The organism is Streptomyces sp. NPDC008001, assembly GCF_042958085.1.
GTDB lineage: Bacteria > Actinomycetota > Actinomycetes > Streptomycetales > Streptomycetaceae > Streptomyces.
The window spans coordinates 666,504-691,614 of the sequence record NZ_JBIBIZ010000003.1; the positions used below are offsets into that span (position 1 = coordinate 666,504).

Below are 25,111 nucleotides of genomic sequence, written 5' to 3' on the forward strand. Positions count from 1 at the left end.
GGGCAGGGGCGGGGGAGTGGGCGGCGCCAGGCCCTGTCCCCGCCCCCATGGTTGTCCTGCGCGGCACTGTCTGATCGGATCTGCTGATCAGCCGGCGGCGTCGGTGTCTTCGAAGTAGCTGTCGAGTACGGTGTCCAGCTCCGTTACCCACTGCTTGAGCAGTTTCCGGCTGGAGGCCTGGATATGGACGTCGTAACTGCGCCGGTTGGTGGTGTAGACCCTGACGGTGAGCCGGCGGGCGAACCGCGGGGTGTCCGTCTCCACCGCGCCGATCTCCGGCCAGTCGAACTCGGCCGTCTCGTCGTCCAGCCGGAACGTGACGCCGGTGCTGTCGACGGTGATCGAGCTGCGCGGATCGGATGCCTCGAAGACCGGCCCGTCGACCACCGGTCGCGGTTCCTCAGCAGCGACAGCGGTCTCCGCTTCCGCTTCCGTCTCCGCTTCCACCTCCGTTTCCGTGCTCGGTTCTGAAGCAGCGACGGCATCCGGTACGACGTCCACCGGCCCCGTCGCCGGCTCCCCGGCCTCGGCAGGGCGTGGCGGGGTGAGACCGGGGACGAACGCCGGATCGATTCCGGCGGCGTGCACGAGCGGGCTGTTCTGGCCTGGGCGGTTTTCCACGGCGGGCAGTATGGCCGATAGACCTGCACAAGCGATAGCCGGGCCCACTTCCGGGCGCCGCCACATGGCCGCTTCCAGCCTCGGGCTCTCCGAACGGCCTGGTGCGGCGAGACCGGTTGAAGACCCGCAGTTCCTTCATCCACGCTCGCTGCCGAGGCCTTCCGCGGCGCCCTCGCCCGATCGCCTCGTCCGCCGGGGCGGGTGGCGGTCAGGACGCGAGGGGCGCCCGACTCCGCTGGGCGTGTGACCTGCCAGGCCGCTACTGGCCGGGGGGAGTGAACAGGGCCCGGAGGGTTCGGGTGGCTGTTTCGCGAAGCCAGGCGTGGGCGGGGTCGTTGTCGTAGCGCTGGTGCCAGAACAGGTAGAGGGGTACTTCGGGCAGGTCGAGTGGCAGCGGCAGAGTGGTCAGGCCGAGCTGGTGGCGGGCGGAGCGGGTGGCCGCGTCGGGGAGAGTGACCACGAGGTCGGTGTCACTGGCGAGTTGCAGCGCGGTGGCCGTGGTGGGGGCGGAGGCGATCACGCGGCGCTCGTGGCCGAGTGCGGTCAGGGCGTCGTCGATCCGGTTGTGGAGACGTCCGCGTCGGGAGACGGTGAGGTGATCGGCCGCGGCGTACCTCTCGGCGGTCACGGGCTGTTCGGTGAGGGAGTGGCCCGGGCGGACGGCGAGGACGAGCCGGTCGCGGCCTATGAGGCGGTGGCGGATGTCGGGCAGGGATGCCGGGCCGGCACTGGAGGCGAGGTCGACCTCGCCGCGGCGCAGCTCGGGGGTGTCGTCGCCGGGCTCGGCGGTCAGACGCAGTTGCACCCCGGGAGCCTGGCGGTGCACTGCGGCGATCAGGGCGGTCCCGCAGGCGGTGGTGAGAGCGTCGTGCCAGCGGACGGTGAACACCCGTTCCAGCGTTGTTAGATCGAGTTCCGTCTGAGCGGACAGCAGCTGGTGGGCCTGCTGCACCAGGGTGTGGACCTGGGTGCGCATGGCCAGGGCACGGGTGGTGGGAGTCATGTGGCGTCCGGTGCGGACCAGGATCTGGTCGCCGGTGGCTTTGCGGATACGGCCCAGGGAGCGGCTCATCGCCGGTGCGGTGACATGGAGGCGGGCTGCGGCCCCGGCCACGCTGCCCTCTTCCAGCAGGGCGTCCAGAGCGGTGAGCAGATTCAAATCCAGTTGCATGTCAGTAACTGTACGAGTGTTAACCATGCACTTGTTGATAACGATTGCGGCTCCTAGCTTTGAGGTGCGGGGCCGGGGGAAGCACCCACAGTCGCCCCGCTTCTGCCGAATCCAGGGAGTGCACCATGACCACAGCCATGCCTTTCGGCCTCGACGCCACGCTCCTGTCCGCGGTGACCGCTGTGGTGGAGGACGGCGGAGTCACCCTGCGGGAGCGCTACACGACGCATGCCCGGGGCGTGAGCCTGGAAGAGGTCGTCGGCGAGATCCACGCGAATGACGACGCGGTCCTCGCCGTGATGCGTGAGCCGCTGCTGCGGGCGAGGCCGGGGTCGCAGTGGGCGGAGGACGAGCTGGCCGGCGGGGCGCTTCCGCCGGGCGAGTGGTGGGTCGCCGACCCGGCCGAGGGCAATATCAACCACGTGCACGGCATGCCGGACTGGGCCGTCACCGCCACCCTGGTGCGTGACAACCAGCCGGTCCTCACGGTCGTTCACCTCCCGCTCACCGGCGATACCTACACCGCCACCGCCGGCGGTGGTGCCCACCTCAACGGCCGTACCCTGACCGTGTCGGCCAAGAATGACCTGGGTGCTGCACTGATCGGTACCGGCCAGGCCCGGCCCGGCGAGAGCACCGACACCTTCCGCCGCATCGGCGCATCGGTCACCGCCATGCTCACCGCCGGTCTTGTCGTGCGCGTGTCCGTCCCGGCCACGCTGCAGCTCATCCATGTCGCCGCCGGACGCATCGACGCCTTCTGGCAGTTCTCCGATGTCCGCTCCGGCCTCGTCGCCGGCGCCCTGCTGGTCACCGAGGCCGGAGGCACCGTCACCGACCTGGACGGCAAGCCCTGGAACACGGCCAGCCGCGATTTCCTGGCCGCCGCCCCCCGCATCCACACCGCCGCGCTCGACGTCCTGTCCTCGATCTGACCGCCCCGCCCGAACGATCCTGACCCTCCCCCAGACCGCAAGGAGCACCCCTTATGACCGACATCGGTATCCTCGGCGCCGGCCGCGTCGGCACCAACCTCGCCCGCGCCCTCGCCGCGGCGGGACACCACGTCACCCTCGGCCGCCGTGAGAACGGCGACGAGACTGGTACCCCGCCCGCGGACGGCACCGCCATCCGCTATGCCGATCACTCCACCACCGCCCGCACCGCGGACATCGTGATCAACGCCACCCCCGGTGACAGCTCGCTGAGCCGGCTCACCGCCCTGCGGGCCGAACTCGCCGGCAAGATCATCATCGATGTCTCCAACGCCACCCACGACGCCGACGACGGACTGCCCGGCGACCTGTGCTACTCGGGCAGCAGCCTCGCCGAACAGCTCCAGACCGCTCTGCCCGACACCCACGTCGTCAAGACCCTCAACACCATGCTGTTCATGGTCATGACCGCCCCCGAGGCACTGACCACCCCGCCCACGGCCTACCTCTCCGGAAACGACGAGCAGGCCAAGAAGACCGTCACCAGCCTGCTCGGCGACCTGGGCTGGGAGACCGACCGGATCGAAGACCTCGGCGGCATCACCACCGCCCGCGCGACAGAGGCCATGATCCTCGTCGTCCCCCATATCCTGCGCCGCCACGGCTTCACCCCCTTCGCCGTCTCCCTCGCCCGCTGACCCCGCCCCGCCAAGGGCAGGTGCCCCGGCCTGACAGTAGGCCTTCACTGGAGTGCGTAGCCGTGGACTTGCACGGACGGTGGTTGCGCTCGTGGGCGATGGTCTCCAGAACGTCCCGGCCGCGGGCGAGTCGACCGCGACGCCGGCGACGGTGACGGTGGAGGAGAAGGCCGAAGCCATCCGGGACCTCGCGGCCGCTGAGACGCTGGCGGCCTTGGCGGCCTGCACCACCCGCCTCGCCCCCACCTGACCAGACCCGAAAATGTGTGCATCGGTGCGGCGGGTTTATGCCAACCGTCGTGGCCAGGTAGGCCAGGGCCCCAGTACGAGCTGGCAATGTCCCTCGCACTCACGGCCGCCGACGATCCCGGACTGCACCTCGGCGGCGGGCGGTACAGCGTGGACTGCTGATCCAGGGCGCGCACACCTCAGGGACCTCCTCAATCTGAGGGGCTGAGGAGCCGGTCGCCAACGGGCGCCAGGCCGGCCGTGCCACCGCGACGAGGCCGGGAGCAAGAGCACTGTCCTGGTTTCCTGAGTACGGCAGGCAGCCGATCATGAGTACACGGACGGATACGGCAGATCAGCCGCACGAAGTGAGATGGTCACCATGGACACCACCCCTGCTTCCTGCGACGTCACGACTCGCCAGTACGACGCACAGCCGGCCTACGCCGTGCTGGGCGGAAGACTGGCCATCACCGGGTTGATCCTGTTCTTGCCCGCTCTCGTGCTGCTGGGGCTGGCCGATCTCACCAAGCAGGTCTCCCACGACCACTGCGCCTATCAGGGGTGCACGAAGCCCTTGATGGAGGCCATTCACCTGTCCTGGCGTGTGATGTGGCTGGCCGGTGCCACGGGAGTGGTCGCCGTACTCCTTCCCCGGCGCGCCGCCGCCCTCCGCTTCGGCGTGGCCTGCCTGCACATTGCGCTGCTGACGGTCCCGTTCTTCATACTCATCGGGGTGTGACCGCGGCACGGCGCCGCGTGCGCCGTCCGGGCATCCAGGCCGCCTCGATGGCGACGGTGATGGACTTGCGGACGTGCGCGCCGCCCGTTCCGAGTCGGCTGCCGACCCCGTACGAAGCAACTCGTCGAGGACCTGAACCTGCTCGGCGTGGGCTCCGCCGAGGGACGGTTGCGGGCGCTGACCCGTCGCTGTGGACCGGCCCCCGGTGGCCACGACCCGAACCCTGTACCTGATCACCGCATGGCCCCGCCCGCATGGCGCATCCACCGCACCGAAGGCACCGGCCTCGGCCTGCCGATCGTTGCGCTGTCGCACTGTTGCACTGGAACGACGCCCAGGGCCGGGATCCGGCCACGCCCGGCAGCGTCGAGACGCTGCGCGCAGCAGGCGTCACCCTGTTCATCCCTCAACGCCCCAGCAGGGCGGCGACCTCAACGCCTAGCCAGGGGGCTGGAGCTATCGACGCGCTGCTGTCCTGAATCGCCCGCACGCATGAGCGGACAGTGTTCCGATCGCCTCTCGGCGCGCCACGACTGGGAGGCAGTGTCCGTTGGTGTCGCACCTCCTGCGGCGTCCGGCGGTCGTACTGTCGAACCCTGTACCGAGGAGGATTTGTCATGCGCAGCGTGACCTATTCGATGGGCATCTCACTTGACGGCTACATCGTCGGGCCGGAAGGCGACTTCAACTGGACGGCGCCCGACGAGGAAGTGTTTCGCTTCGTCACCGACGAGATCAGAGACGTCGGCGTCCACCTTCTGGGGCGACGGCTGTACGAGACGATGCTGTACTGGGAGACCGCCGACCAGGACCCGTCGCTCGACGACTCCATGCTCGAGTGGGCCGCGCTCTGGAAGGCACTCCCGAAGGTGGTGTTCTCGACCACGCTGTCGTCGGTGCAGGGCAATGCCCGCCTGGTCTCCGGCGGCCTGGCGGAGGAGATCGAGCGGTTGCGAGCCGAGCCGGGGGAGGGCGACATCGCGATCGGCGGCGCGACTCTCGCGACCGAGGCGGCCGCGATGGGTCTGATCGACGAGTACCGGGCCAGGGTCTACCCGGTACTGGTCGGCGGCGGTATCCCGTTCTTTCCCCAACGCGAGCGCCGGGTGGATCTCGAACTCCTTGAGACCCGCACCTTCGGCTCGAAAGTCGTCTGCCTCCGCTACCGCGTGGCGCGCTGACGGCGGGCGGCTCTCCGGCCCTTCGACTTGTAGGGGAAGGCCGACTTCCCTTGGCGAGCCGCTACCGTAGGCCAGGATCCCGAATTCCTTGTCGTACAGGGGCTGTCAAGCACCGCCTTCACCGCACCTGAGCGCTTCATCAGGCCATCCGGCAGGCCCCCTCACGAAGCGGTACTGAGAGGCCGCTAAACCTGGGCGGCTCGTCTTGGCCGCGGGCGGCTGGTTACTGGTACCAATCGTCTCCGCCATCATCGGCGAGCGCACGCTCCAGATAGTCCTGCAGATCCCGGGCTACCCATCGGCGGCTGTCGTCTTCGTGCTGCCATACGAAGATGTCGGATCGGGGCGGGGTGCGGACGAAGGCGAACTGGTCGCCGCCGCCGTTGTCGCCGAAGAAGATGAGTGCCTCGAAAGGCATGTACAAGTCGGCGAGAGAGCCGTCCGACCAGAAGTGAAGGTTGTCCTCGACGATCCGCTCCAACGGCCAGACGGTGTCCACACCGTCGTGTCCCACGATGCCGTCGGTTTCCTGGAGCAGGCTCACGAGCTCTGCCGGCAAACGGCACCCCAGCTGCTGCTCGGCAGCGGCCGGCCCGGCCGCACTGACAGGCCCATGAAATTCGACCCCGGAAAACTTCTGACCTGCTACTTCTCGCCACATGAGCAAAAGCCGAGACCCAGGGAGAAGGCCGGCTCTCGTACCCCGCCTTCCGTTCCTCACGAGCAGCAGGTCGCCGCCCCGAAGGTTGCGGAGGAGACAGCTCAATGGCTATGGCGCTGTTCGCAAACGGTCGGGGACAGGTCCTTCATCGCGGCAACGGCCCGCTGGGCATCGGTTCTTCGGTCGACGACCTGCAGCGCCGCAGCCGTAGGAAGCCGTTGCGAGCCGATATCTGCCTCCGGCCCAGCCGCTTCTGCAGCACCCAGAGCCATCATTCGGCCGCCCTGGAGCAGGCGTACGCACGCAAGCCCGCTGACCTGCTGCTATGCGTGGTGGGATGGGGGTGCTTTGGCGTCAGAACGCCATGAGAGCATGCGTAGTATGAGCGCTGTTGAGCGGATGTCTGATGATGATCTGCGGATCATCAGGGAGTGCGTGGATGCCGCGGTGAACGGCCCCTTCTTTGAGGACTGGGAGTTCCAGACCCTCATGGGCTTCACCCGTAGTGAAATTGCCGGTTTTGCAGCCGCCTGGCCATCCCCGCTGGATCCTGAGAGCGACGAAGACCCGGTCAACAGTGTGCTGGGTAACCTGCTCGGCTACCCGCACGGCTATAAGTCCCGATGGGACGAGCACTTTTCTGTGCCGCGCGAGCAGGTCAGCAGTGTTTTGGCTCGTTGGCGCGGCGACGACACGGCTGCACGGGACACCCGCCGCTCCAGACGAATACGCAGCTCGTGCTGTGTGCCTCCTTGGCGAATCCTGCTAGGTCAAAATCTCAGTTGCGCCGACGCTCCGGATACGACGGCGGACGTTGAAGCCCTCCGGGTTGGTGAAGACCCGGCCGGGAAGCACCGGGGCGCCGAGACGGCATCCGGTCACCGCCCGTCGCAGCCCCGTACCCCGCCGCATCAGCCGGCGCACACGGTCGGCATCACCGTCTCCGGACGCTGCTCCGCCGTCCCAAGCCGGACGGATGCCTGGCCCTGGTTGCTGTCCCTTCTCCCGCCCGCGCCTGTAGGAGGTCAGCCTGAGCGTCGCATTTCGGCCGTGTGTGCCGGGGCTGGCTGTTCGGCCTGCGCAGGGGCGTATCGGCGGCGCAGAAGCCAGCGTTCTCCGGTCACCCAGATGGTGGATACGAGCGTGTACAGGCTGGCGGCCAGGGGAGTGACCACCAGGAAAAGGGCGGGGATGAACGGCGTCAGGCGCAGCAGGCGTGCTGTGTGTATGGGAAGCGGGTTGGGGGAGGAGCTGGCACGTTTTTTGGCGTCGATGCTGGCGAGCCAGCAGGCCAGGATGGTCAGCAGGGTCAGGGCGGTGAAGACGAACGTTTGCCGGCTGGTGTATCCGGTGGAGAGTGCGCCAATCCAGTAGGCGCCCATAGGGGTGCCTGCTAGTTGTTCGTGCAGGAGTTCGTTGGGGTGGCCGGAGATCGTGCTTGCCATGAAGAGGTTGAGCAGCACGACGAGGATGGGGAACTGCAGGAGGGCCGGGCCCAGGCCGGCATACGGGGAGATGTTCTTCTCCTTCCGTAGCCGGGTGACGGCTGCGCGGAAGGCACGGGGGTTTCCGCGGTGCTGGGCGGCGAGTTGCTGGATGTGGGGAAGAATTTGTGCGCGCGTGCGTTCGCCCTTGATTTCCCTGCGGGCGAGGGGGTGCAGGACGATGTGGATGAGGACGGTTGCCAGTACGACGGCTGCGGCTGTCGCGGCCTGTCCGAAGGCGGGCGTGAGCCAGGTGGAGAGATGGTGGACGAGCGTGTAGCAGACGCCCGTCATGGAATCGAGCATGACGGTTCCTCGCAAGCGGTTCGCTGAAGGACAGGAGCCGGCATCCCGGTGGTGTGGGGATGCCAGGGGTTTGCTGCCTTCAGCGGCCGGGTGCGCGAGGAAGAGGGCGGCCGCCCGCTGTGGGGTCTTGCTGGCGCAGGGGCAGGGCCAGGACGAAGCCCGGGTGGGGGAGGGGCCTCCTGCGAGGCGGTGCGGGAATGCGCAAGTTCAGAGCGCCCAGCACTCCCTGCAGGGAGCGCATGAGGGCACTGCAGGAGTCGGCGCATGCCAGTGCCGGGATTGCCAGCAGGAGCAGTTCGGCCAGCAGAGTAAGGAGCAGCAGCAGATGCAGGGTCGCGGCACCGCGCTCGGCAAGCAACGAGCCCACTGTCTGCCTTTCTGCCTCGTGCTGGATGCTGAGTGCCTCATCGGGGCAGTCAGGTTTGGCCTGTTGTCTCGACGCTAGCTGCTGGTGGCCGGGTGAGACAGATAAGAGTTCGTCATTCTGTCCGGCGGCCGGCAGTCGACCACGTTCAAAGTGTCTCCAGGAAGCGCCCCCGCGTCAGAAGGTGACGAACGCCGCCTTCGGCGCCACCGCTTGGACCGCCCTGACGGACATGGCCAACAACCTGCACGATGGCCGCCTAGGCCGTGATCGAGAACTGGGCCTCTTGCCACGCCTCATGCCGTGGTGAAGGCGTAATCTTCGCGCGCCGATCAGGCCTGGTTCGCCCCCCTCGCCGTCCAGGACAATGGCGGCAATGGCGTGATTTTGACCTTCCTGTGCTGCGTTGCGGTCCCCGGTGGCCGCGGTAGCCGCGGCCTGGCGGGCCGGCGCTGGGGCGGGACACTTCGATCGGCTGGCGCATTGCGACGGGTCGGGAAGACTCGCTTCGCATTCGCCCGCCGCTTCACTTCTCCAGGATCTGCACCAGCTGGAGCGTGTCGGACAGGTACCGCTCGTAGGGGAAGCCGGCCTCGAGCAGGGCGTTGCGCAGCTCGTCGTAGAGCGGTTTCCCGCTCTCGTGAAAGGCTTCGCGGCCGGCGTCGGTGATACGGACCAGCCGCCGCCGTCCGTGTTCGGGATCGGGGCGGACCTGCACGAGCCCGGCTGCCTCCAGCGGGCGCAGTGCCCGGCTGATCGCCGGGTCGGAGACTGACAGCGCCTGCGCCAGACGGTGCTGAGTCACCGGCTGCAGGTCCTCCAGCGTCCCCAGCAATCGCATCTGGCTGTAGCTCAGACCAGCGAGGCCGTCCCCGCGCTGTCGCGCGGCCTCCCCGAGCAGGAACACCACGCGATGCAGCAAGTCAGCGAGTCCGTCGTCCATGGGACAAGCGTAGCAAAGTCTTGCGGCGTTAATATTAACCATGCAAGACTCGTGGTTATGAGTGAAGTCTCGTACGTCGCGCAGTCCGCTCTTCCTCTGATCTGGGTGCTGGTGGCGGTTATCGGCGCGCTGATCCGCACCCGGCACAGCCCCTCCCACCGAGCGGCACTGGAAACCTGGCAGCGGTGGTGGGCCGTCGCCGCGCTCGGCTGCGGGAGCCTGTGGCTGACGATCGCGTTCATCACCATCCCGGACGGGATGGCCGACACGATCGGCTTCAACCGAAGCCCATTCGAATTCGAGATCGCCTTCGCCAACCTCGGACTCGCCGTCATGGGCTTCCGCGCCGCCTCATCCTCGGCCACACCCCGTGAGCGCATCACCGTCGGCCTCGGCGCCGGCATGTTCCTCTGGGGCGCGGTGATCGGCCACGTGTACCAGTGGTTTGCCAACGGCAACCACGCTCCGGGCAATGGCGGTGGGGTCCTGGTCTGCGACGTGCTCTTCCCCGCCGTGGTGATCATCCTTGCTCGTCGCTCACGACGGCTGTCCACGGCCGAGCGGCCCGCCACCGCAGCCAACGTCTGAGGACAACCGACACAATCTGCTGAGCTGGTTTCACCATGCTCAAGCTCAATCCCCCCCGGCGATCCGCTGGTCCGGATCCGTCGGCCCGCACGACCAGGACACGCACCGGCCGTCGCCCGCCGCCTTCTGACACGACGACACCCTGCCCGCAGCAGACCGGGTCGCCGGGCGCCTCGTACTGCTCTCTGCGTAGAACGCGGGTAGCATCCATCGTCTCACCACCGTCCGCGTTGCCAGGGACGGCGACCGTGTAGCTACGTCTCGGCGAGCGGCGGCCCATCAGGGTGACGCTCCGCCGGATGTCCTCGTAACGGACCTCTCGGCCGCGCGTGCTCCGCGCGCCGTGCTCCGGCCCTCACCCGCCGACCGGGCACGCGCTGGCCCCGGGCGCTCCTGCTGCTTGCTCTCGATCCCTGTCCTTCCCTCTCGGCGAGGGTTTCGGGACACCGGCGGTGAGGTGCAAGGTCTGCCGGTGTTCCATAACACCCATTCCGGCTCCGGCTCACGGGCCGCAACCACTATGGCCAACCGCTCCCCGCAGACCGGCGGGCGTCTAATGATCTGCGTGCTGGCCGTGCGAGGTCTCGGGCTGTCGTATCCACGAGGCCAGTAGCCGAAGTGCCTCTTCGGAGCTGGAGCCTGCCTCGGCGGTGTAGACACTCAGCCGCTGGTCCGGGTCGGCGGGCAGGGTGAGGGACTCGTAATTGAGGGTGAGCGGGCCGGCGATCGGGTGGTGGAAGTGTTTGCTGCCGTGCGTGTGCCGGTAGACGTTCTGGCCGGCCCACCAGCGGCGGAAGTCCTCATCCGTGACCGAGAGTTCGCCGACGAGTTCGGCCAGCAGGGGATCGTGGGGATGACGTCCGGCATCGCGCCGGAGCGAGGCGACGATGTCCTGGGCGTGGGTGTCCCAGTGGGTATACAGCGAGCGAGCGGTCTCGTCGCAGAACATGAACCGCACCAGGTTCCGCTCGCGGTGCGGCAGCGCGTCGAAGTCGGTGAGCAGTGCGCGTGCCATCCGGTTGGACGCAAGTACGTCCAGTCGCCGCCCCAGCACGAGGGCAGGGGTGTGCTCGAGGATCCGGAGCAGGTCGCGCAGCCCCGGGCGGACCGGCTGCGGACGTGTCACCGTACGGCGGGGCCTGTCCGCGGCGGGCCTGGCGAGCTGGAACAGATGGGTGCGTTCGACGGGATCGAGGCGTAGCGCGCGGGCGATGGCGTCCAGCACGGTCTCGGAGACGTTCAGCCGGCGTCCGCGCTCCAGGCGCACGTAGTAGTCGACGCTCACGCCCGCCAGCTGCGCGACCTCTTCGCGCCGCAGTCCCGGCACTCGCCGAGCGCCGCCGTCGTCGGACAGGCCTGCCTGGCGCGGGGTGATCCGTGCCCGCCGAGAGCGGAGGAACTCACCGAGAGCTGTGTTGCGGTCCATGCCGTTCACGATAGGGCCCAAGATCGCCCCGACGGCTTGCGAAAGGGGGACCGGCAGTCCCCCGGTCCGGCTGTCCCCGGGACGAAGCAGACCCCCCGGAAGCCGATCAGCAGCCGATTCCGGTGCTGAAGTGGAACGCGTCGAGACCGACCGGGCCCTGATAGCCCCGATCGGCCTCCGTTCGCAACGTACGAAGGGAACTCCCGTGTCGGACACCAAGACATTCCTGATCACCGGCGTCAGCACCGGCCTTGGCCGCGCACTCGCGCGTGCGGCGCTGGTCGCGGGCCACCGGGTGGTGGGTACGGTGCGCACGCCCGCCGACGCACGGGCCTTTGAGGCGCTCGCCGGCGACGCGCACGCCCGCATCCTGGACGTGACCGACCATGACGCGGTCGACACGGCCGTGGACGAGACCGAGCGCGACCTGGGCCCGATCGACGTACTCGTCGCCAACGCCGGGTACGGCCATGAGGGCCTCTTCGAGGAGTCGTCGATGAATGACCTTCGCCGTCAGTTCGAGGTGAACGTCTACGGAACCGTGGCGGTGATCAAGGCTGTGCTGCCGCACATGCGGGAGCGTCGTTCGGGCCACATCATCGCTGTCACCTCGATGGGCGGACTGGTCACCATGCCGGGCCTCAGCTTCTACCACGGCAGCAAGTTCGCGGTGGAGGGCATCCTCGAAACGCTCGGCAAGGAGGTCACCGATTTCGGCATCCACGTCACCGCCGTCGAGCCGGGCAGTTTCCGGACCGACTGGTCCGGCCGCTCGATGATCCGCGCACCCCGTGCGATCGCCGACTACGACGAGCTGTTCGAGCCCCTGCGCGCCCGGCGCATCCAAGGAGGCGGGAACCAGCCGGGCGACCCGGACAAGGCCGCGGCCGCGGTGCTGCGAATCGTGGCGGCCGACCAGCCGCCGACGCGCCTGCTGCTCGGCACCGACGCACTTCGACTCGTACAGGCCGGACGCGACGCCTTCGAGCGCGAGATGCTGGCATGGGCCGAGCTGTCGGTTTCCACCGACTTCGACGACATCAGCCGGTCCGCCTGACGTCAGGCGCTGTCGGGGTCCCAGCGGCGGAGGGGGTCTCGACGGCGGCCGTCATCACCAAGCCGGCCCGCTCTTGGTCCACCACAGCCGGACCCGCTCGTAGCCGTTCACGCCGCCGCCCAGCGCCTCCTGGTAACCAGGCGGAGGTTGAAACTCAAGCTGAGAGCCTGTTGCTCTATCGATCTTGATGGGTGGGATTCGAACGTTCGTCCCGGCCGGGTGGGTCGCGTGGATGGTTTCAGGCATGCAGGGTGGGCCGGTAGGTGAGTTCTTGGATGTTGCCGTCGAGCGTCCGGCTGTCGAGCAGTTCGAGGTCGAAGTCGGCCCCGCCTTGGAAGACCGGGTGATCACCGGTCTGACCGGTGATCACTGGGAAGAGAGTCACCTGGAGGCGGTCGACCAGGCCGGCGGCCATCAGTGCCCGGTTCAGCGACAGGCTGCCGTGCGAGCGCAACGGCACCTCGGATTCCTCCTTGAGCCGGGCGACGACGTCGACGGCGTCACCGCTCATGACGGTCGCGTCCGGCCAGTCGAGAGGTCCCTCCAAGGTGGTCGACACCACCGTCGCAGGCAGGTTCATCATCCGGGTGACCCACGGGTCACGCCCTGACTCCTCAAAGGCCGGGGCCAGCGCCTGCGCAAACGTCCGATAGGTGTTGGCCCCGAAGACCATCCGCTGCTCGGGCTCGTACAGGGAGAGGCGGCGGTCGAGCAGTTCAGGGCCTTGCTTGCCCCAGTAGCCGCCCCAGTTCCGACTGCTGGGGCGGCCGTAGCCGTCGAGGGTGGAAAAGACGTCGAAGGTGTAGGTGGCGGTCATGATGCCCTCCTCGGGTGCGGTGGAGCGGGTCCGTGGATTTGAGAACGGCTGCTCAGCCGCCCTGCTATGGGGCTGTGACACTGCCGGTTCGTGTGGCGATCTGCCCGAACGTCGGCATGCTGAGGTCCATGGCTGCTGCCGTTGTATCGCAATGGCATCCGATTGGGAGGGTTTTCTCCTCGGCGCCCGTGAGGCTGGCAGGGAGCCCTTCGACTCATCAAGCCGGCCGACCAGCTAGCCAGTCGGCAGGCCTTCCTGCTAGGGGCTGTGGACGCAGGCGTTCGTTGAGGGGTGCTGAAACTGTCCGAATGTCTGCCGCATCGGGGCTCCCGGGACGGCCGGTTCTCGGCGTGGACGGCCCAGTCGTCGGCTGATGCCTTTGTCGCCTTTGATGCCTTCTGAACAACCGGGAATCGCACGTGACTGCTGTTGGCACGTGATGCGAGACTCGCCCCCATGAAGCCCAACGATCCTAAAGACGACCTGCACCGCTACCTCAAGGCGGCCCGCGAAGCCATCGTCTGGAAGCTGGACGGACTGTCCGAGTACGACGTCCGCCGCCCGCTGACACCGACTGGCACCAATCTCCTCGGCCTCGTCAAGCACCTCGCAAGCGTAGAGCTCGGATACTTCGGCCCGACCTTCGGCCGCCCGCACAACGAGTCCCTCCCCTGGCACGAGGAGGGCTCCGAGCCCAACTCGGACATGTGGGCACCCGCCGACGAATCGCGCGAGGATATCCTCAGCCTCTACCACCGCGCCTGGGCGCACGCGGACGCGACGATCGAGGCGCTGCCGCTCGATGCGATGGGCCACGTCGCGTGGTGGGGCGACAACGGAGACGTCACGCTGCAGCGGATCATGCTGCATATGACGGCCGAGACGCACCGTCACGCCGGCCACGCCGACATCGTCCGTGAGCTGATCGACGGCAAGGTCGGCATGCGGGAGACCAACAGCAACATGGATGGCGGCGACAAGGCCTGGTACCAGGAGTACTGGAACAGGCTGGAGGCGTCCGCCCAGGAGGCCCAGGCCAAGCTGAGCTGAACGGAGTTCGTAGAGGCTCAGCAGCCGTCCCGCGATGCGATCCGGGGGTCGGCAGCGTGTCGTAGTTGAGGAGACGCCGGGCATCGACTCAGCGTGTTTCGCTGTCTATGGTGTTGAGCGGGCCGGTCCAGCGGACGGTGCCGTAGGCCAGGTCGCGGGCATGGCGATGCTGTACCGACCCAGCGGACGCAGTGGCCGGTCTGATCGAGGTAGCTGACCGTGGCATCGGCCATCCACCGTTTCAGATCCGGCTGGGTGCCGGCGGCACCCGGGCGCTCGACGCTCGGCAACCTCTCGTGGGACAGGGCGGGTTGAGGTCGCAGGCCCCCGGTGGCATCGCCAAGGGGGTCACGTTCGCCGACGCGGCGAGCCCGTTCAACCACGCGTACCTACGCGGTCTGGGAGCCGTCCCCGCTGCTGGTCCACCGGAAGTACCACCTGGCCGAGGCGGCGGAGGCGCACCGGGCCGAGGAGCGCGGTCATCCGACGGGGAAGATCGTGCTGACGGTGTCGTGACGGGGTTTTCGCGCTACCCGACCCGAGCGATGTCCGGGAAGACGGGGACGGTCGGCGGGGCGGCCGACTGGGTCAGCAGCATCCTCAGGGCGTCGTGCGAGGGGGTGTCCGGTTCGGCGGCGTAGGTGATCAGCGCCTGGTCGGGGTCGTCGGCGGCGCGCAGGGTCTCGTAGGTGAGGGCCAGGTCGCCGACGACGGGGTGGTGGAAGCGCTTGGTCCCCGATGTCTTGTCCTGTACGGGGTGCTCGGCCCACCATCGGCGGAAGTCCTCGCTCTTCTCCGACAGTTCTCCGATGAGGCTGGTCAGCCGAGGGTCGTTGGGATACCGGCCGGCTTCCCACCGCAGGTAGGCGACGTTCTCGCGGGCGCAGGCGGTCCAGTCCGCGAAGAGGTAGCGGGCGGCGGGGTCGAGGAAGGTGATGCGGGGGATGTTGCGCTCGGAGGGATCGAGGGCCGCGTAGTCGCCGAGGAGGGCGCAGGCGGCCGCGTTCCAGGCGAGGACGTCCATGCGCCGCCCCATCACCAGTGCCGGGACGTCCCGCAGTTCCTCCAGCAGCCGACGGAGCATGGGCCGTGCCTGCTGTTGCTCGGGCAGGTGCCGGGAAGCGGCCGGGGCTGCGGGGCGGGGCTGCGCGAGGCGGCGCAGGTGCCGCGTCTCGTCCTCTTCCAGGCGCAGGGCGCGGGCGAGGGCGTTCAGGACGTCCGGCGACGGATTGGAGGCGCGGCCCTGTTCTATGCGGATGTAGTAGTCGACGCTGACACCGGCGAGCCGGGCGATCTCCTCGCGGCGCAGTCCGGCGACTCGGCGCCGGCCGCCGGGATCGGGCAGGTCGACGTCTTCGGGGCGCAGGCGGGAGCGTCGGGTCCGCAGGAACCCGCCCAGATCGATGGCTGTACTCATGCGGTGATTGTGCCTGGTCGCCCGAGCGCTGAGCCCGTCTCCGCGAGGGCCGGGCCGGCCGGGGCCGCGAGGGCGGCGACCCCGGCCGGCCCGGGCCTTTGCGTCAGGAAGCCTCTACGTCGGGAAACCTCTACTCAGGGAACCTCTGGGCCTGGGAAATCCTCGGCCGGGGAAGAGGCCGGGAAAGAGGCCGGTCCGTCAGGCCTGGCGGGTCGGCAGGACGACCGACTGGCGCAGGTTGACGTGCCGCGCGCGGCTGACGGTGTACGCGATGAGGTCGGCGACATCCTCGGAGGTGAGGGCCGGGATGATGTCGTACATCCCCCCGAGCTGCTCGCGCAGGTCCGGGTTGTCGATGTGCCCACCGAGTTCGGTGTCGGTCAGGCCCGGCTCGATGGCGCTGACCCGGACGTCGCGCGGACCCAGCTCGGTGCGCAGGGAGGCGGACAGCTGGGTGAGGGCGGCCTTCGTGGCCCCGTACACGGCATAGTCGGGGAAGAGGACGTGGGAGGCGATGGAGGAGACGTTGACCAGGTCGGCGGTGTGACCGTCGGCGGCGGCCGAGGTGAGGTCGGGCGTGAAGGCGCGGATGACGCGCAGGGCGCCGGTGAGGTTGGTGTCGATCATCCGGGTCCACTCGTCGAGCCGGCCGCCGGTGAGTGGATTGGGCAGCATCACACCGGCGTTGTTGACCACCAGGTCGACCCGGCCGTAGGCGTCGCGGACGGTCTTGGCGGCGGCGTCGACGGAGCCCTGATCGGTGACGTCGGCGGTGACGGCGAGAGCCTGGCCGCCGGCGGCGGCGATCTCGGCGGCCAGAGCATCCAGCCGGTCGGCGCGCCGGGCGAACAGCACGACGCGGGCACCACCCGCGGCGAGCTGTCGGGCGGTGGCCGCGCCGATGCCGCTGGCGGCTCCGGTGACGACGGCGGTGCGGGTGGCGAGGGCGGGGTACGACATGGGGTGCTCCTGAATGCGCTGTGCGGACCGGCCCGGGGGCGGACCGGCCAGAGGCGGACCGGGGCCCGATGGACGGACCGGGCCCCGGCGGGGCGCCGGGTGCTCGGGGGAGGGCCGGTGCTGTGGGCCGTTGTGGACCACTCTCGGCGGGGGCGGGGCAGGGATCCAGAGCTCTGTCGTTCCTGGGAAAGCCAGTACCACCTTGGGCGGGCCGGGCGGCCGGGCGGCCGGGTAGTCCATGGGCGGTCAGGAGCGGGCCTCTGTCTGCCCCCCGTCAGTTGCGCCGCCGAGTCGTCACCGCCGGTTCGGCGTGCTGCCCTGCGTGCGTGCCCGTGTCATGCAGCCGTCATCATGGGGCTCATGGCGAACGGGGGAGTGAATAGCGCGATGGTGTGTCCTGGCTGCCGCACACGCGATCACGTGCCAGTGACCGAGGCCCGTACCGGTGAACAGGGACGACGTGGCGACCTGATGTCCGGGCTCGCGTCGCCGTCGGCACACACAGGGCTGAGCTGGATGCATGTCGCCGAAGGCGTCCTGCTCGCCGTGACGGCGGCTTCCGCCGGGAAGTACTTCGCCGACGATCGAGGTCTGCCATGGCTCACACCGGTTGGCGCTGTCGCAGCGGTCCTGATCCTGGTGGCCACGATCGCCATCGTCCGAGGCGAGGCTCGGGAGGCGCGACGGATGCGGTCCCGGGCGGCCGAGGTGGCCGCACTCACTGCCGAGGCGCGCTACTGCCAGACCTGCCGGGGCGTGTTCCACCCCTCCGGCATCGCCTGGTCCGGCTTGGCGACGCCGGAGCAGTTTCGCCGGCACATCTGGACGGCAGCCGGTTACGGGGACCTGCTCGACCCGGGAGGGCGGACATGAAGCCGGGCACGTGAGCGCCAAGCGGGGGTGGTCCGGGAGGGGGCGGTGAGCAGCCGTCCGCCCCACCCCGGGGCTCCGGCGCCGAGGAGGGCGTCGAAGACTGGCTCCGGCCCGATGCCGGCCGGGTCGACGCGGGCGATGGGCACCTCATGCTCGTTCAGTGCGTCGATCACCCAGTCCGCGGTGAGGGCCTTCAGGAACGTGATGACCAGAACGATGGAGCCACCGGGCGCTGCCTCAGCCCGACTCGTAGTCGGTGGTGACCTCGTCCTGCGTCTGCGTCTGTGTTTGGGGCTGCAGCTGCGGGTCCTGGCCGTCGCCGCCGCCCGACATCGGTAGAGCAGGGACGATCAAGGCTCCTCTGCGTAAGACTTGTGGTGAACTGCGCAACATAGTCCGTACGCGATGACGAGGTGAACACGATGCCGCTTGAGGGCGAGTACGAGCCGAGTCCGGCGCAATGGGTGCGCGAACAGGTCGAGCTGTATGAGAGTTCGGGCGGCACAGAAGGGACGACGCTCTGGGATACGGGCCTGCCCGTCGTCATTCTCACGACGCGCGGCGCGAAGAGCGGCAAGATCCGCAAGATCCCGGTCATGCGCGTGGAGCATGAGGGGCGGTACGCGGCCGTGGCCTCCAAGGGTGGCTTTCCGCGTCACCCGGTCTGGTACTTCAACCTCAAATCCGACCCGTACGTAGAGCTCCAGGATGGGGCCGTGCGCCAGAGCATGACAGCCCGTGAGGTTACGGGCGACGAGAAGGCCGAGTGGTGGGAGCGCGCTGTTGCTGCCTATCCGCCGTATGCCGAATACCAGGAGAAGACCGACCGTGTGATCCCCGTCTTCGTGCTCGAGCCCTTGGCCTTGACGCATATCCCGTGATCAGCGACCCACTGTGACAGCGGCTCTGTTCCCGTTCTGCGGAGAACGGGGCCGCGCCGAGCGGACCGTCTTGTCCCGGACCGTTGCGGTAGCCGTCGCGGCTGCGGCCGCCGGCAGGGCCCGTAGGCCGGAACGTGATCGGAGCCCGGGCACAAGTTCCTCAGCCTGGTGGAGCCGTTGCCGCCGTGCTCCTCCGCTGCCGCTCCGCCAGGATCCCGCCGCCTCGCCGCCTCGCCCGGGCCGCCCGTGTTGGGCATTGGCCACCGCCGTCCAGCCACCGCGAGCCAGGCGTGGGCATGATGGAGGAAGGCGATCGCGGTGATCGCCTTCTCATCGGACAGCGCTTCGGTGTAGGCGAGCCGGCTGTACCCGTCGGTGGCCGGGTGCAGATAGACGTAGCCACCATGCTCGCTCGGCAAAGGCCCCGATCGGCATCAGATCATCGTTTGGCACCACGCCATCATCGACCTTCAACTAACTTGAAGGTCAACACCGACGAGCGGCGCCCCCAACCTGATGGCCGGCAACAGGTGGAGCTGCTCGTGCAGCTGGTCGTGGTTCTGCGCGGCCGCCCGGGCCGCGGTCCACTGGGAGGAGTGCCTGAGCCAGTGCGGGCTGTTGTACCCAGCGGCGTGGTTGATCCGGTTTGGCGAGCGGGTGGCCGTCGGCCGTTCTGTCGGTGGCGTCGATGACGTTGGGGGATCGGCGGTCGGCGGTCGGAGTGGTGAGCGTCGGTAGGTGGTCAGCGTTGCGGTGGGGAGGGGGCGCTGAACAGATCGGCGACCAGGGAGCGGGCGTAGGCGTCGTCGGTGTTTGGCATGGAGAAGACGACGCGGAAGTAGAGCGGGGCGACGATCCGGTCAAGCAGTCGTTCGAGCGAGGGCGGTGCTTCGCCCCGGCTGCGGGAGGCTGCGAGGACCGTTTCGAGGCCGGTGGTGGCGCGTTGCAGGCATTCCCGGAGGCCGCTGCGGCGTTCGTCGATGTCGGGGGAGACCTCTGCCCGGAAGAACGCGATGCCGCCGGGCCGGGTCAGATCGGCCAGTGTCCGGATCACGTAGGTCTCCAGGTCCGTGCGGAGATCGCCGCTGGAGGGTGGCGGGGTGTCGGCTTTCTGCAGGGTTGCCACCTCGGCCAGCAGGGCCTGCATTGTGCCCCAGCGCCGGTAGATGGTGGTGGGGTTGACCCCGGCGCGCTCGGCCACTGCGGGGATTGTCAGCTGGGCCGTCTCGCGCTCGCGGGCCAGGTCGGTGAGGGCCTGGTGGACCGCAGCCTGGACGCGGGCGCTGCGGCCGCCGGGGCGCTTGGCGGGAGTGTCTGCGTTCACACCCCCAGGTTAACGCAGAGAAGATTGCTTTAGTGGCCGCACGGCGCTAACCTCACTAAAGCAAAGTGATCTGCTTTAGGTGGCTAACGCCATCATTCCGGAGGGGACTGTCATGACTGCCACTGCCACTGCCTGCGACCTCGGTCGGCGCTTCCACGCCGCACTCGTCACCGGCGACTGGTCGGCCATCCGGTCCATGCTTCACGACGATGCCACCTGGACCCTGCCGGGCGACAACACCATCAGCGGCACCGCCGTCGGCGCGGACGCCGTGGTGGAACGTGCCCAGAAGATCGCCTCCTACGGCCTGTCCTTCGAGCTGCTGCACGTCCTGGTCAGCCGCGAGAACATGGCCCTGTCGCTGCACAACACCGCCCAGCGCCCGGACGCGATCCTCGACGAGTACCTGGCCACCGTCTGCCGTCTGCGGGACGGCCGGATCGCCGACATCGAGACCTACCTGTCCGACGTCCCCGGCATGAACGCCTTCTTCGTCTGACGTCGAGCACCCGGATTCTGAACAACGGCTGCCTGCCTCGGACTCCGGTCCGCGACCAAGCTCACGGTCCGCAGCCAGACCCCCGGGCCGGCCGTAGCCGGCGCGTAAAGAGCGGCGAGCGGCGCTCCGGCCCGTCTCGTGGAGTGCCGAGCGGTCAACTTCGTTGAATGACCGAGGCGCATGGAGATAGGCCAGGTTGCATCCGCGCTGGTCGCATGATTCTCGGGGCGGAACGGGTTGATTCCGCCTCCGAGGGCAGATCCGTTGGCGAGGAGCGAACATATCGCATCGTTTCGGGGGCGCCGATCCAATCCGCGCCGCTCCGGAATTGCGCCCCCGTTCGCCCCTGAGGGTCGCGTTCCAGCGCCCACTACAACGACTTGAAGGGGGTATGTGACAGCCCATCTGCATCTGCGGCATTCCTTCGCCAAGCAGGCCAATCCCCGTCATCAACTGCACGCTCGGGAGAGCCTGCTCAAGTCTGGTGCCCCGAAGCACGAGGGCCCGGCCACGTCGTCCCGGACTACGCGATCACCCGCTCCGAGTTCCGCCGGCTGTTCGACGAGGCGGCGGTCGCGGCACGATCAGGATCGCGGGCGCGGCGCGGCTGTTCCGTTCGGCCAAGGACGTCATCCAGATGAGGGAGATGCTCCAGCGATGTGGCCGGCACCGGCCTTCGATGACCAGGTTGATCGCGTTTTCTGGTCGGACGTACGGAAGCGAGCTGTTCGGGATGTTGGCGTCTCAGGTGCGCCGCGACAAGAAGGCGGCGAGCGCGATGTAGGTGATGGCGGCGGTGGCTACGAACCAGAAGTACGGATCGCCGCTTCTTCCGGATGCCAGTTCACCGATGAGGGCGCTGAGGTTCCCCACGGTGAGCACGATGCCCGTGCCGGCCCAGGCCCATCCTCCGATCCGGGCGAAGCGTTCGTCAGGAGCCTTGTCCGTGAGGCCTTGATAGGTCTCGCTCCGGCGTCCCAGCAGCACTAAGGCAAGACTGCAGACCGCGAGGATCCCGAACGCCACCAGCCCGAGAGTGAGGTGGCCGCCGACCGTCGCGGCCATGAGGCAGGCAACTCGACGGCGAGGAAGAAGCCGGGGGCGGACCGCCTGGCCGTGTTACTGGTCATCTTCTGGATCTTCATTGGCATGAAACATCTCCTCAACGCTGACCTCGAAGAACTTGGCCATGGACAAGGCAAGTAGCAGGGAAGGTGTGTACCGCTCGGTCTCGATGGCATTGATCGTTTGCCGTGAGACCCCGAGGACTGCGCCTAGCTGGCCCTGGGAGAGCCCTCGTGATGACCGCAGTTTCCTGACGCTATTCCGCACATGTAAAGCCTACTTGTCACCCCCTGACGACTGACAAGCTTGCTTTACAGGAAGGGCAGGGCCTCATATGGCGCTTCGGACACCGCGTTCGCGTGCTACGGGCCGTCGGGGTGACACCGTCAGGCTGCTTGTCCAGATATGAGAAACATGTACGAGGCGGGGGCTCTTCGGTGTTCGACCGAGGATCCGGTGCCCATGGGCAGCTGAGACGTGTTGCGCGTTGACCTCGGCAGAAATGCCGAATCTGCGAATGGAGCGTTGGCCCTATGAGGACCTCGACTCGCCGCTCGGCACCGGCCTCGTGCACGGAGACGCCCACCCGGGCGACACCCCCTGGGACGGCGCATCGGTGGTCCGCCTCGGTGATGGGGACGAAGCCGCCATCCGCCCACGCGAACTCGGCCTTGCCAGCCCCCTTCAGGGGACCCGCTTCGGCCGCTCGTAGCAGACATCGCCGCGTTCACCCAAGCCTACGGATGTGATCCTCGTGCCTGGGAGGGGCTGACCTCTCCTTGCGGGTGTGGTCGGTGTGTGGCCTGAGGGCTTTAACCTCTGTGTGGTGGGTGCCGAGCTGTGTCCGTCCCGCCGGCCGGTGCCGCACGGAGAAAGGCTGCTAGGGCAGCTGGTGCTGGTGCTGGCCTGCTGGATATGTATCCAGGGGGAGTTCATCCATGGTGAGCCGGCCAGCACCCCGCGCCGATACGGGGCGGGGGGTGCCCAGCAGGTCCTAGACGAACCGGCCGCACCGGGCTCGTCGTTTCCTTCTTACCTCCTGGCGGGACAATGCACTGGAGCCTGACCGGCATCGGCAGGTTTTGGAACTCCGTCACCCTCGCGGTGCTGCGGGCCGAGCGGGTGGCGGCGCCGTCGTATCGTGTCGGTCGCATGGCTGGGTGGCTGGCGCCCCGGACTCGCGTGTCCTTCTTCTCGTCCGGTAACCGTTCTTGCCTGGTCCCGGCAGCCGGGATGTCGGCGCTGTTGCCGGAGGCCGTCCTGCACACGGGCTGGCCTGCCCGCGTATGGTCCGGCCGTGAACGACTCCGTTTCTTCTTGCCGGGGCACTGGTCGCTACCCGGAACTGGGGCAGTACCTGCCGGTCCACCGCCGTACCGCGCTCCACCGCACGGTCGGTGCGCTGCTGCTCCTCCTCGGGTGCGGTCTGCTGGGCACCGCGCTGTGGCTTGTGCCCGCCCTGTCGGGTGCGGTGTCCCAGACGCATGCCTTCCGCAGGGCCGAGCCCTGCCCGGCCGGCAGGGAGGACTCCGGGGCAGGCTGCCTCAAACAACTGCCTGCCATGATCGCCGGTGTGCATATCCACCAGGGGAAGCACGACTCCAGCTACGTCGATGTCACCGGCGAGACCCTGCGCAACTTGCGCGTGTTCTACCGCGAGGGCGATGACAAAACCGCCCGGCACTGGCGGCAGGGCGACCGCGCCACGGTAACGGTATGGCGCCGCGAGATCGTAGCCGTGGCCGTGAACGGCCGGCGGGTGCAGGCCGGGGCCGTGTGGAACGAGGACCGCTTCCTCGGCATGACCGTGCTGCTGTGCCTCGCCATGGGCGGGGCCTGCACGCTCTACGGGTTCTTCCGGCTGCGCCCCGCCCCGGGCCCCGCTTGCGAGCCCGACCCCCGGGCCGACGCGCTGCACCCCGTCTGGATCACCGCTGTGTGCTGGATCGTGCCGACGGCGGTGGTGACCGACATCCTCGATCTGCCCATCGAGGCCGCCGTTGCATTCTGGCTGGCCGGCCTGCTCTTCACCGTCCGCGCGGCGGGCCGCGCGGTGTACCGGGCCCGCACCGGCGCCCGCCCGGAGCAGGACCCGGCCTCCATCAGCCCCCGCCTGGACCGGCTCTTCGGCCCCGAAGGACTGCTGCTGCCTGCACGACGCCAGGAATTCTGCAAGGAATCGGAGGCATTGGAGCAGGGCCGGCGGATCCACTTCCCTGGTCTGCTCCCTCAGCAGGACACCGGCTTGACCATGAACATGGGCGTCCTGGCACTGGAAAACGGCTCCCTGTACACCGCGTCTTCCCACCACGCCGGTGTTCCGGCCCGTCAGGTTCCCCTGGACGGGTATCGCCTGTCCGGCATCCGCCTGCTGCATCTGACCCCCATAGACCGCATGGGCAACCGCGCCCACCCGCGCAACTGGCAGGCCGCCGAACTCGAAGGCAAGAGCAAGCGCCTGACGATCGTCACCGATCCGGTCCATCTGCGCCGCATCCTCCAACTGCTGGATGCCTCGCCGCGCAACCCTGCTACGGACACCCGGCAGGAGACAGCCGCAGAGCCCAGTCGTCGGTGAGGTGCCGGGTCTGGCCGGCGTGTGGTCGGCGAAGACCAGGACCTGGAGCCGCCGGCACAGATACCCGGGCCATGACGGGGGCAGCCCGGGCCAGGGGCGGAGGGTGCGTTCCAGGATCGGTAGGCGAGGGGAATCGTCCCGAGGGGACGATGCATCTCCGGCCGGCTGCCGGGCCGGGCCGGGGCCGCCGGGCTCCTGGGCCCGGCCACCCTGGTGATGACGAATCGTCGCCGTTCCCAACGCCCGGACATCCGCTGGAGCCACTGCGGCAGCTTCCCGGAGAGGGGAACCTGACCGCGCCGAAGGCGGCTCCCGCCTCGGTGCTGCGCCGCGATAGAGGGCTCGCTGTCGCCGGCCGAGGGCGGCCGGGGCTGCCGTAGCTGTGGTGGAGGCGGGTGGGGCCGTGGTGTGCTGACTGCTCTTTTGCTACGCCTTTCACAAGGACAGGTTGTTGAGCCGGGGAGCGCTCTGGGCAGAGGCAGCAGCTTGTGCCGTGTCCTGGCGAAAATTGGCTCTGCCCATCTGTTGAGCTGGCGGGCGCTGCCGGACAGCAGCCGTAGCGGCGATTGGCGAGGTTTCGGTGAAGGCCCGGACCGTGGGGTCCGGTCCTTCACCTGGATGGAGTGAGGGACCGCTGCGCCGGCCCGGCAGGAGACGCCGGGCGGGACCGGCGTGACGTCCTTCGACGGTCATGTCGTTGCCGGGTTGGGTGCAGGGAACTTCGCTGCTCGGCGTTCGGGAAGCCGGCTGTCCCGGGGCGCCGGCGCGGGTGGTGACGGTTGGGCAGGCTTCGGCGTGGTCCTGGGCGTCTGCATCGGCACCGCAGTAGGCCGGCACCGCGACGGTCGGCGCTGAGGAAACGCCCCGAAGGTCTGCGACGCGCCCTGTGAGCTACGGGCCCAAAGCGCGTTTTCTCTTACCGGTGTTGGCGGGCGGCCGGGATCGTGTGCGTGTGCCGGTCGGTCTGGGCGAAGTCAGGGCGTAGGCAGGCGATGGTGCCTCCCTTTGCGTGAATGTCGGCGATGGCCCCTTGCATTCAAGTGAGGAGGGACGCGCGGTGCCTGTCTTCGGGCAGCACATCCACCAGGGGAAGCACGACTCCGGCTACGTCGATGTCACCGGCGAGACCCTGCGCAACTTGCGCATGTTCTACCGCGAGGGCGATGACAAAACCGCCCGGCACTGGCGGCAGGGTGACTGGGCCACGGTCACGGTGTGGCGCCGCGAGATCGTGGCCGTGGC

The 25,111-nt window shown here is 68.6% G+C and carries 25 protein-coding genes and 1 pseudogene; 13 read left to right on the forward strand and 13 right to left on the reverse strand.

Annotation, left to right across the window (positions count from 1 at the left end; genetic code table 11):
* Positions 1–87: 87 nt before the first annotated feature.
* Complete coding sequence (locus ACFZCD_RS11400; protein WP_391829573.1) at positions 88–621, reverse strand: hypothetical protein; 534 nt, start codon at positions 619–621, stop codon at positions 88–90.
* A 259-nt stretch (positions 622–880) separates the two neighbouring features.
* Positions 881–1,792: a LysR family transcriptional regulator gene (locus ACFZCD_RS11405; protein WP_391829574.1), complete on the reverse strand. Its 912-nt coding sequence runs from the start codon at positions 1,790–1,792 to the stop codon at positions 881–883.
* A 125-nt stretch (positions 1,793–1,917) separates the two neighbouring features.
* On the opposite strand from ACFZCD_RS11405, the gene ACFZCD_RS11410 reads away from it, so the two are divergent.
* The 5 genes from ACFZCD_RS11410 (at position 1,918) to ACFZCD_RS11430 (ending at position 5,576) form a co-directional block, all read left to right on the forward strand.
* A complete protein-coding gene (locus ACFZCD_RS11410) occupies positions 1,918–2,727 on the forward strand; it encodes an inositol monophosphatase family protein (RefSeq protein WP_391829575.1) in 810 nt (269 codons plus the stop codon).
* Positions 2,728–2,780: 53 nt separating this feature from the next.
* The gene (locus ACFZCD_RS11415; protein WP_391829576.1) at positions 2,781–3,425 is read left to right on the forward strand and encodes an NADPH-dependent F420 reductase; all 645 of its coding nucleotides are present in this window, start codon (positions 2,781–2,783) and stop codon (positions 3,423–3,425) included.
* A gap of 91 nt (positions 3,426–3,516) precedes the next feature.
* Positions 3,517–3,675: a hypothetical protein gene (locus ACFZCD_RS11420; protein WP_391829577.1), complete on the forward strand. Its 159-nt coding sequence runs from the start codon at positions 3,517–3,519 to the stop codon at positions 3,673–3,675.
* A gap of 360 nt (positions 3,676–4,035) precedes the next feature.
* On the forward strand, positions 4,036–4,395 hold the full coding sequence (locus ACFZCD_RS11425; protein ID WP_391829578.1) for a hypothetical protein: 360 nt from the start codon (positions 4,036–4,038) through the stop codon (positions 4,393–4,395).
* Positions 4,396–5,012: 617 nt separating this feature from the next.
* Positions 5,013–5,576 carry a dihydrofolate reductase family protein gene (locus ACFZCD_RS11430; RefSeq protein ID WP_391829579.1) on the forward strand — a complete coding sequence of 188 codons (564 nt, stop codon included), beginning with the start codon at positions 5,013–5,015 and terminating at the stop codon, positions 5,574–5,576.
* Between the two features lie 223 nt (positions 5,577–5,799).
* On the opposite strand, the gene ACFZCD_RS11435 is transcribed toward ACFZCD_RS11430, so the two are convergent.
* On the reverse strand, positions 5,800–6,237 hold the full coding sequence (locus tag ACFZCD_RS11435) for an SMI1/KNR4 family protein (protein ID WP_391829580.1): 438 nt from the start codon (positions 6,235–6,237) through the stop codon (positions 5,800–5,802).
* A 104-nt stretch (positions 6,238–6,341) separates the two neighbouring features.
* Here ACFZCD_RS11435 and ACFZCD_RS11440 point away from each other — a divergent pair, with 104 nt between their 5' ends.
* Positions 6,342–6,605: a hypothetical protein gene (locus ACFZCD_RS11440; protein WP_391829581.1), complete on the forward strand. Its 264-nt coding sequence runs from the start codon at positions 6,342–6,344 to the stop codon at positions 6,603–6,605.
* A gap of 657 nt (positions 6,606–7,262) precedes the next feature.
* Here the strand turns inward: ACFZCD_RS11440 and yidC are convergent.
* Positions 7,263–8,027, reverse strand: coding sequence for a membrane protein insertase YidC (yidC, locus tag ACFZCD_RS11445; RefSeq protein WP_391829582.1), 765 nt, complete (start codon positions 8,025–8,027; stop codon positions 7,263–7,265).
* An 890-nt stretch (positions 8,028–8,917) separates the two neighbouring features.
* Positions 8,918–9,334 carry a MarR family winged helix-turn-helix transcriptional regulator gene (locus ACFZCD_RS11450; RefSeq protein WP_391829583.1) on the reverse strand — a complete coding sequence of 139 codons (417 nt, stop codon included), beginning with the start codon at positions 9,332–9,334 and terminating at the stop codon, positions 8,918–8,920.
* A gap of 57 nt (positions 9,335–9,391) precedes the next feature.
* Here ACFZCD_RS11450 and ACFZCD_RS11455 point away from each other — a divergent pair, with 57 nt between their 5' ends.
* Positions 9,392–9,922 (forward strand): DUF6790 family protein, encoded by a 531-nt coding sequence (locus tag ACFZCD_RS11455; protein ID WP_391829584.1) that lies wholly within the window; start codon positions 9,392–9,394, stop codon positions 9,920–9,922.
* A 553-nt stretch (positions 9,923–10,475) separates the two neighbouring features.
* On the opposite strand, the gene ACFZCD_RS11460 is transcribed toward ACFZCD_RS11455, so the two are convergent.
* Positions 10,476–11,348, reverse strand: a complete 873-nt coding sequence (locus ACFZCD_RS11460) for a helix-turn-helix domain-containing protein (protein ID WP_391829585.1) — start codon at positions 11,346–11,348, stop codon at positions 10,476–10,478.
* Between the two features lie 205 nt (positions 11,349–11,553).
* Between ACFZCD_RS11460 and ACFZCD_RS11465 the strand changes: the two genes are divergently transcribed.
* Positions 11,554–12,405 carry an oxidoreductase gene (locus tag ACFZCD_RS11465; protein WP_391829586.1) on the forward strand — a complete coding sequence of 284 codons (852 nt, stop codon included), beginning with the start codon at positions 11,554–11,556 and terminating at the stop codon, positions 12,403–12,405.
* A 238-nt stretch (positions 12,406–12,643) separates the two neighbouring features.
* Here ACFZCD_RS11465 and ACFZCD_RS11470 read toward each other — a convergent pair whose 3' ends face one another.
* Entirely contained in the window at positions 12,644–13,222 is a 579-nt protein-coding gene (locus ACFZCD_RS11470; RefSeq protein WP_391829587.1) for a dihydrofolate reductase family protein, read from the reverse strand.
* Between the two features lie 456 nt (positions 13,223–13,678).
* Here ACFZCD_RS11470 and ACFZCD_RS11475 point away from each other — a divergent pair, with 456 nt between their 5' ends.
* Positions 13,679–14,272 (forward strand): DinB family protein, encoded by a 594-nt coding sequence (locus ACFZCD_RS11475; RefSeq protein WP_391829588.1) that lies wholly within the window; start codon positions 13,679–13,681, stop codon positions 14,270–14,272.
* Positions 14,273–14,801: 529 nt separating this feature from the next.
* Here the strand turns inward: ACFZCD_RS11475 and ACFZCD_RS11480 are convergent.
* Together ACFZCD_RS11480 and ACFZCD_RS11485 are read right to left on the reverse strand one after the other, a co-directional pair.
* A complete protein-coding gene (locus ACFZCD_RS11480) occupies positions 14,802–15,689 on the reverse strand; it encodes a helix-turn-helix transcriptional regulator (protein ID WP_391829589.1) in 888 nt (295 codons plus the stop codon).
* A 198-nt stretch (positions 15,690–15,887) separates the two neighbouring features.
* Complete coding sequence (locus tag ACFZCD_RS11485) at positions 15,888–16,649, reverse strand: SDR family oxidoreductase (RefSeq protein WP_391829590.1); 762 nt, start codon at positions 16,647–16,649, stop codon at positions 15,888–15,890.
* A gap of 426 nt (positions 16,650–17,075) precedes the next feature.
* Here ACFZCD_RS11485 and ACFZCD_RS11490 point away from each other — a divergent pair, with 426 nt between their 5' ends.
* Together ACFZCD_RS11490 and ACFZCD_RS11495 are read left to right on the forward strand one after the other, a co-directional pair.
* Positions 17,076–17,522, forward strand: a complete 447-nt coding sequence (locus ACFZCD_RS11490; RefSeq protein WP_391829591.1) for a hypothetical protein — start codon at positions 17,076–17,078, stop codon at positions 17,520–17,522.
* Positions 17,523–17,944: 422 nt separating this feature from the next.
* The gene (locus tag ACFZCD_RS11495) at positions 17,945–18,403 is read left to right on the forward strand and encodes a nitroreductase family deazaflavin-dependent oxidoreductase (RefSeq protein ID WP_391829634.1); all 459 of its coding nucleotides are present in this window, start codon (positions 17,945–17,947) and stop codon (positions 18,401–18,403) included.
* Positions 18,404–18,672: 269 nt separating this feature from the next.
* On the opposite strand, the pseudogene ACFZCD_RS11500 reads toward ACFZCD_RS11495, so the two are convergent.
* Both ACFZCD_RS11500 and ACFZCD_RS11505 read right to left on the reverse strand, forming a co-directional pair.
* Positions 18,673–18,804, reverse strand: a pseudogene (locus tag ACFZCD_RS11500) (IS481 family transposase); the annotation flags it as partial.
* A 341-nt stretch (positions 18,805–19,145) separates the two neighbouring features.
* The gene (locus tag ACFZCD_RS11505) at positions 19,146–19,727 is read right to left on the reverse strand and encodes a TetR/AcrR family transcriptional regulator (RefSeq protein WP_391829592.1); all 582 of its coding nucleotides are present in this window, start codon (positions 19,725–19,727) and stop codon (positions 19,146–19,148) included.
* A gap of 112 nt (positions 19,728–19,839) precedes the next feature.
* On the opposite strand from ACFZCD_RS11505, the gene ACFZCD_RS11510 reads away from it, so the two are divergent.
* Positions 19,840–20,226 (forward strand): nuclear transport factor 2 family protein, encoded by a 387-nt coding sequence (locus ACFZCD_RS11510; RefSeq protein WP_391829593.1) that lies wholly within the window; start codon positions 19,840–19,842, stop codon positions 20,224–20,226.
* A gap of 744 nt (positions 20,227–20,970) precedes the next feature.
* Here the strand turns inward: ACFZCD_RS11510 and ACFZCD_RS11515 are convergent.
* A complete protein-coding gene (locus tag ACFZCD_RS11515) occupies positions 20,971–21,291 on the reverse strand; it encodes a hypothetical protein (protein WP_391829594.1) in 321 nt (106 codons plus the stop codon).
* Positions 21,292–21,345: 54 nt separating this feature from the next.
* Positions 21,346–21,558, reverse strand: coding sequence for a helix-turn-helix transcriptional regulator (locus ACFZCD_RS11520; RefSeq protein WP_391829595.1), 213 nt, complete (start codon positions 21,556–21,558; stop codon positions 21,346–21,348).
* Between the two features lie 1,030 nt (positions 21,559–22,588).
* Between ACFZCD_RS11520 and ACFZCD_RS11525 the strand changes: the two genes are divergently transcribed.
* Positions 22,589–23,869, forward strand: coding sequence for a hypothetical protein (locus ACFZCD_RS11525; protein ID WP_391829596.1), 1,281 nt, complete (start codon positions 22,589–22,591; stop codon positions 23,867–23,869).
* Positions 23,870–25,111 lie beyond the last annotated feature (1,242 nt).

Coding starts and splice junctions, on each gene's coding strand:
- ACFZCD_RS11405 (WP_391829574.1), bottom strand. CDS start 1,792: ATGCAACTGGATTTGAATCTGCTCACCGCTCTGGACGCCCTGCTGGAA.
- ACFZCD_RS11410 (WP_391829575.1), top strand. CDS start 1,918: ATGACCACAGCCATGCCTTTCGGCCTCGACGCCACGCTCCTGTCCGCG.
- ACFZCD_RS11415 (WP_391829576.1), top strand. CDS start 2,781: ATGACCGACATCGGTATCCTCGGCGCCGGCCGCGTCGGCACCAACCTC.
- ACFZCD_RS11425 (WP_391829578.1), top strand. CDS start 4,036: ATGGACACCACCCCTGCTTCCTGCGACGTCACGACTCGCCAGTACGAC.
- ACFZCD_RS11430 (WP_391829579.1), top strand. CDS start 5,013: ATGCGCAGCGTGACCTATTCGATGGGCATCTCACTTGACGGCTACATC.
- ACFZCD_RS11435 (WP_391829580.1), bottom strand. CDS start 6,237: ATGTGGCGAGAAGTAGCAGGTCAGAAGTTTTCCGGGGTCGAATTTCAT.
- ACFZCD_RS11440 (WP_391829581.1), top strand. CDS start 6,342: ATGGCTATGGCGCTGTTCGCAAACGGTCGGGGACAGGTCCTTCATCGC.
- yidC (WP_391829582.1), bottom strand. CDS start 8,027: ATGCTCGATTCCATGACGGGCGTCTGCTACACGCTCGTCCACCATCTC.
- ACFZCD_RS11450 (WP_391829583.1), bottom strand. CDS start 9,334: ATGGACGACGGACTCGCTGACTTGCTGCATCGCGTGGTGTTCCTGCTC.
- ACFZCD_RS11455 (WP_391829584.1), top strand. CDS start 9,392: ATGAGTGAAGTCTCGTACGTCGCGCAGTCCGCTCTTCCTCTGATCTGG.
- ACFZCD_RS11460 (WP_391829585.1), bottom strand. CDS start 11,348: ATGGACCGCAACACAGCTCTCGGTGAGTTCCTCCGCTCTCGGCGGGCA.
- ACFZCD_RS11470 (WP_391829587.1), bottom strand. CDS start 13,222: ATGACCGCCACCTACACCTTCGACGTCTTTTCCACCCTCGACGGCTAC.
- ACFZCD_RS11475 (WP_391829588.1), top strand. CDS start 13,679: ATGAAGCCCAACGATCCTAAAGACGACCTGCACCGCTACCTCAAGGCG.
- ACFZCD_RS11480 (WP_391829589.1), bottom strand. CDS start 15,689: ATGAGTACAGCCATCGATCTGGGCGGGTTCCTGCGGACCCGACGCTCC.
- ACFZCD_RS11485 (WP_391829590.1), bottom strand. CDS start 16,649: ATGTCGTACCCCGCCCTCGCCACCCGCACCGCCGTCGTCACCGGAGCC.
- ACFZCD_RS11495 (WP_391829634.1), top strand. CDS start 17,945: ATGCCGCTTGAGGGCGAGTACGAGCCGAGTCCGGCGCAATGGGTGCGC.
- ACFZCD_RS11510 (WP_391829593.1), top strand. CDS start 19,840: ATGACTGCCACTGCCACTGCCTGCGACCTCGGTCGGCGCTTCCACGCC.
- ACFZCD_RS11515 (WP_391829594.1), bottom strand. CDS start 21,291: ATGGCCGCGACGGTCGGCGGCCACCTCACTCTCGGGCTGGTGGCGTTC.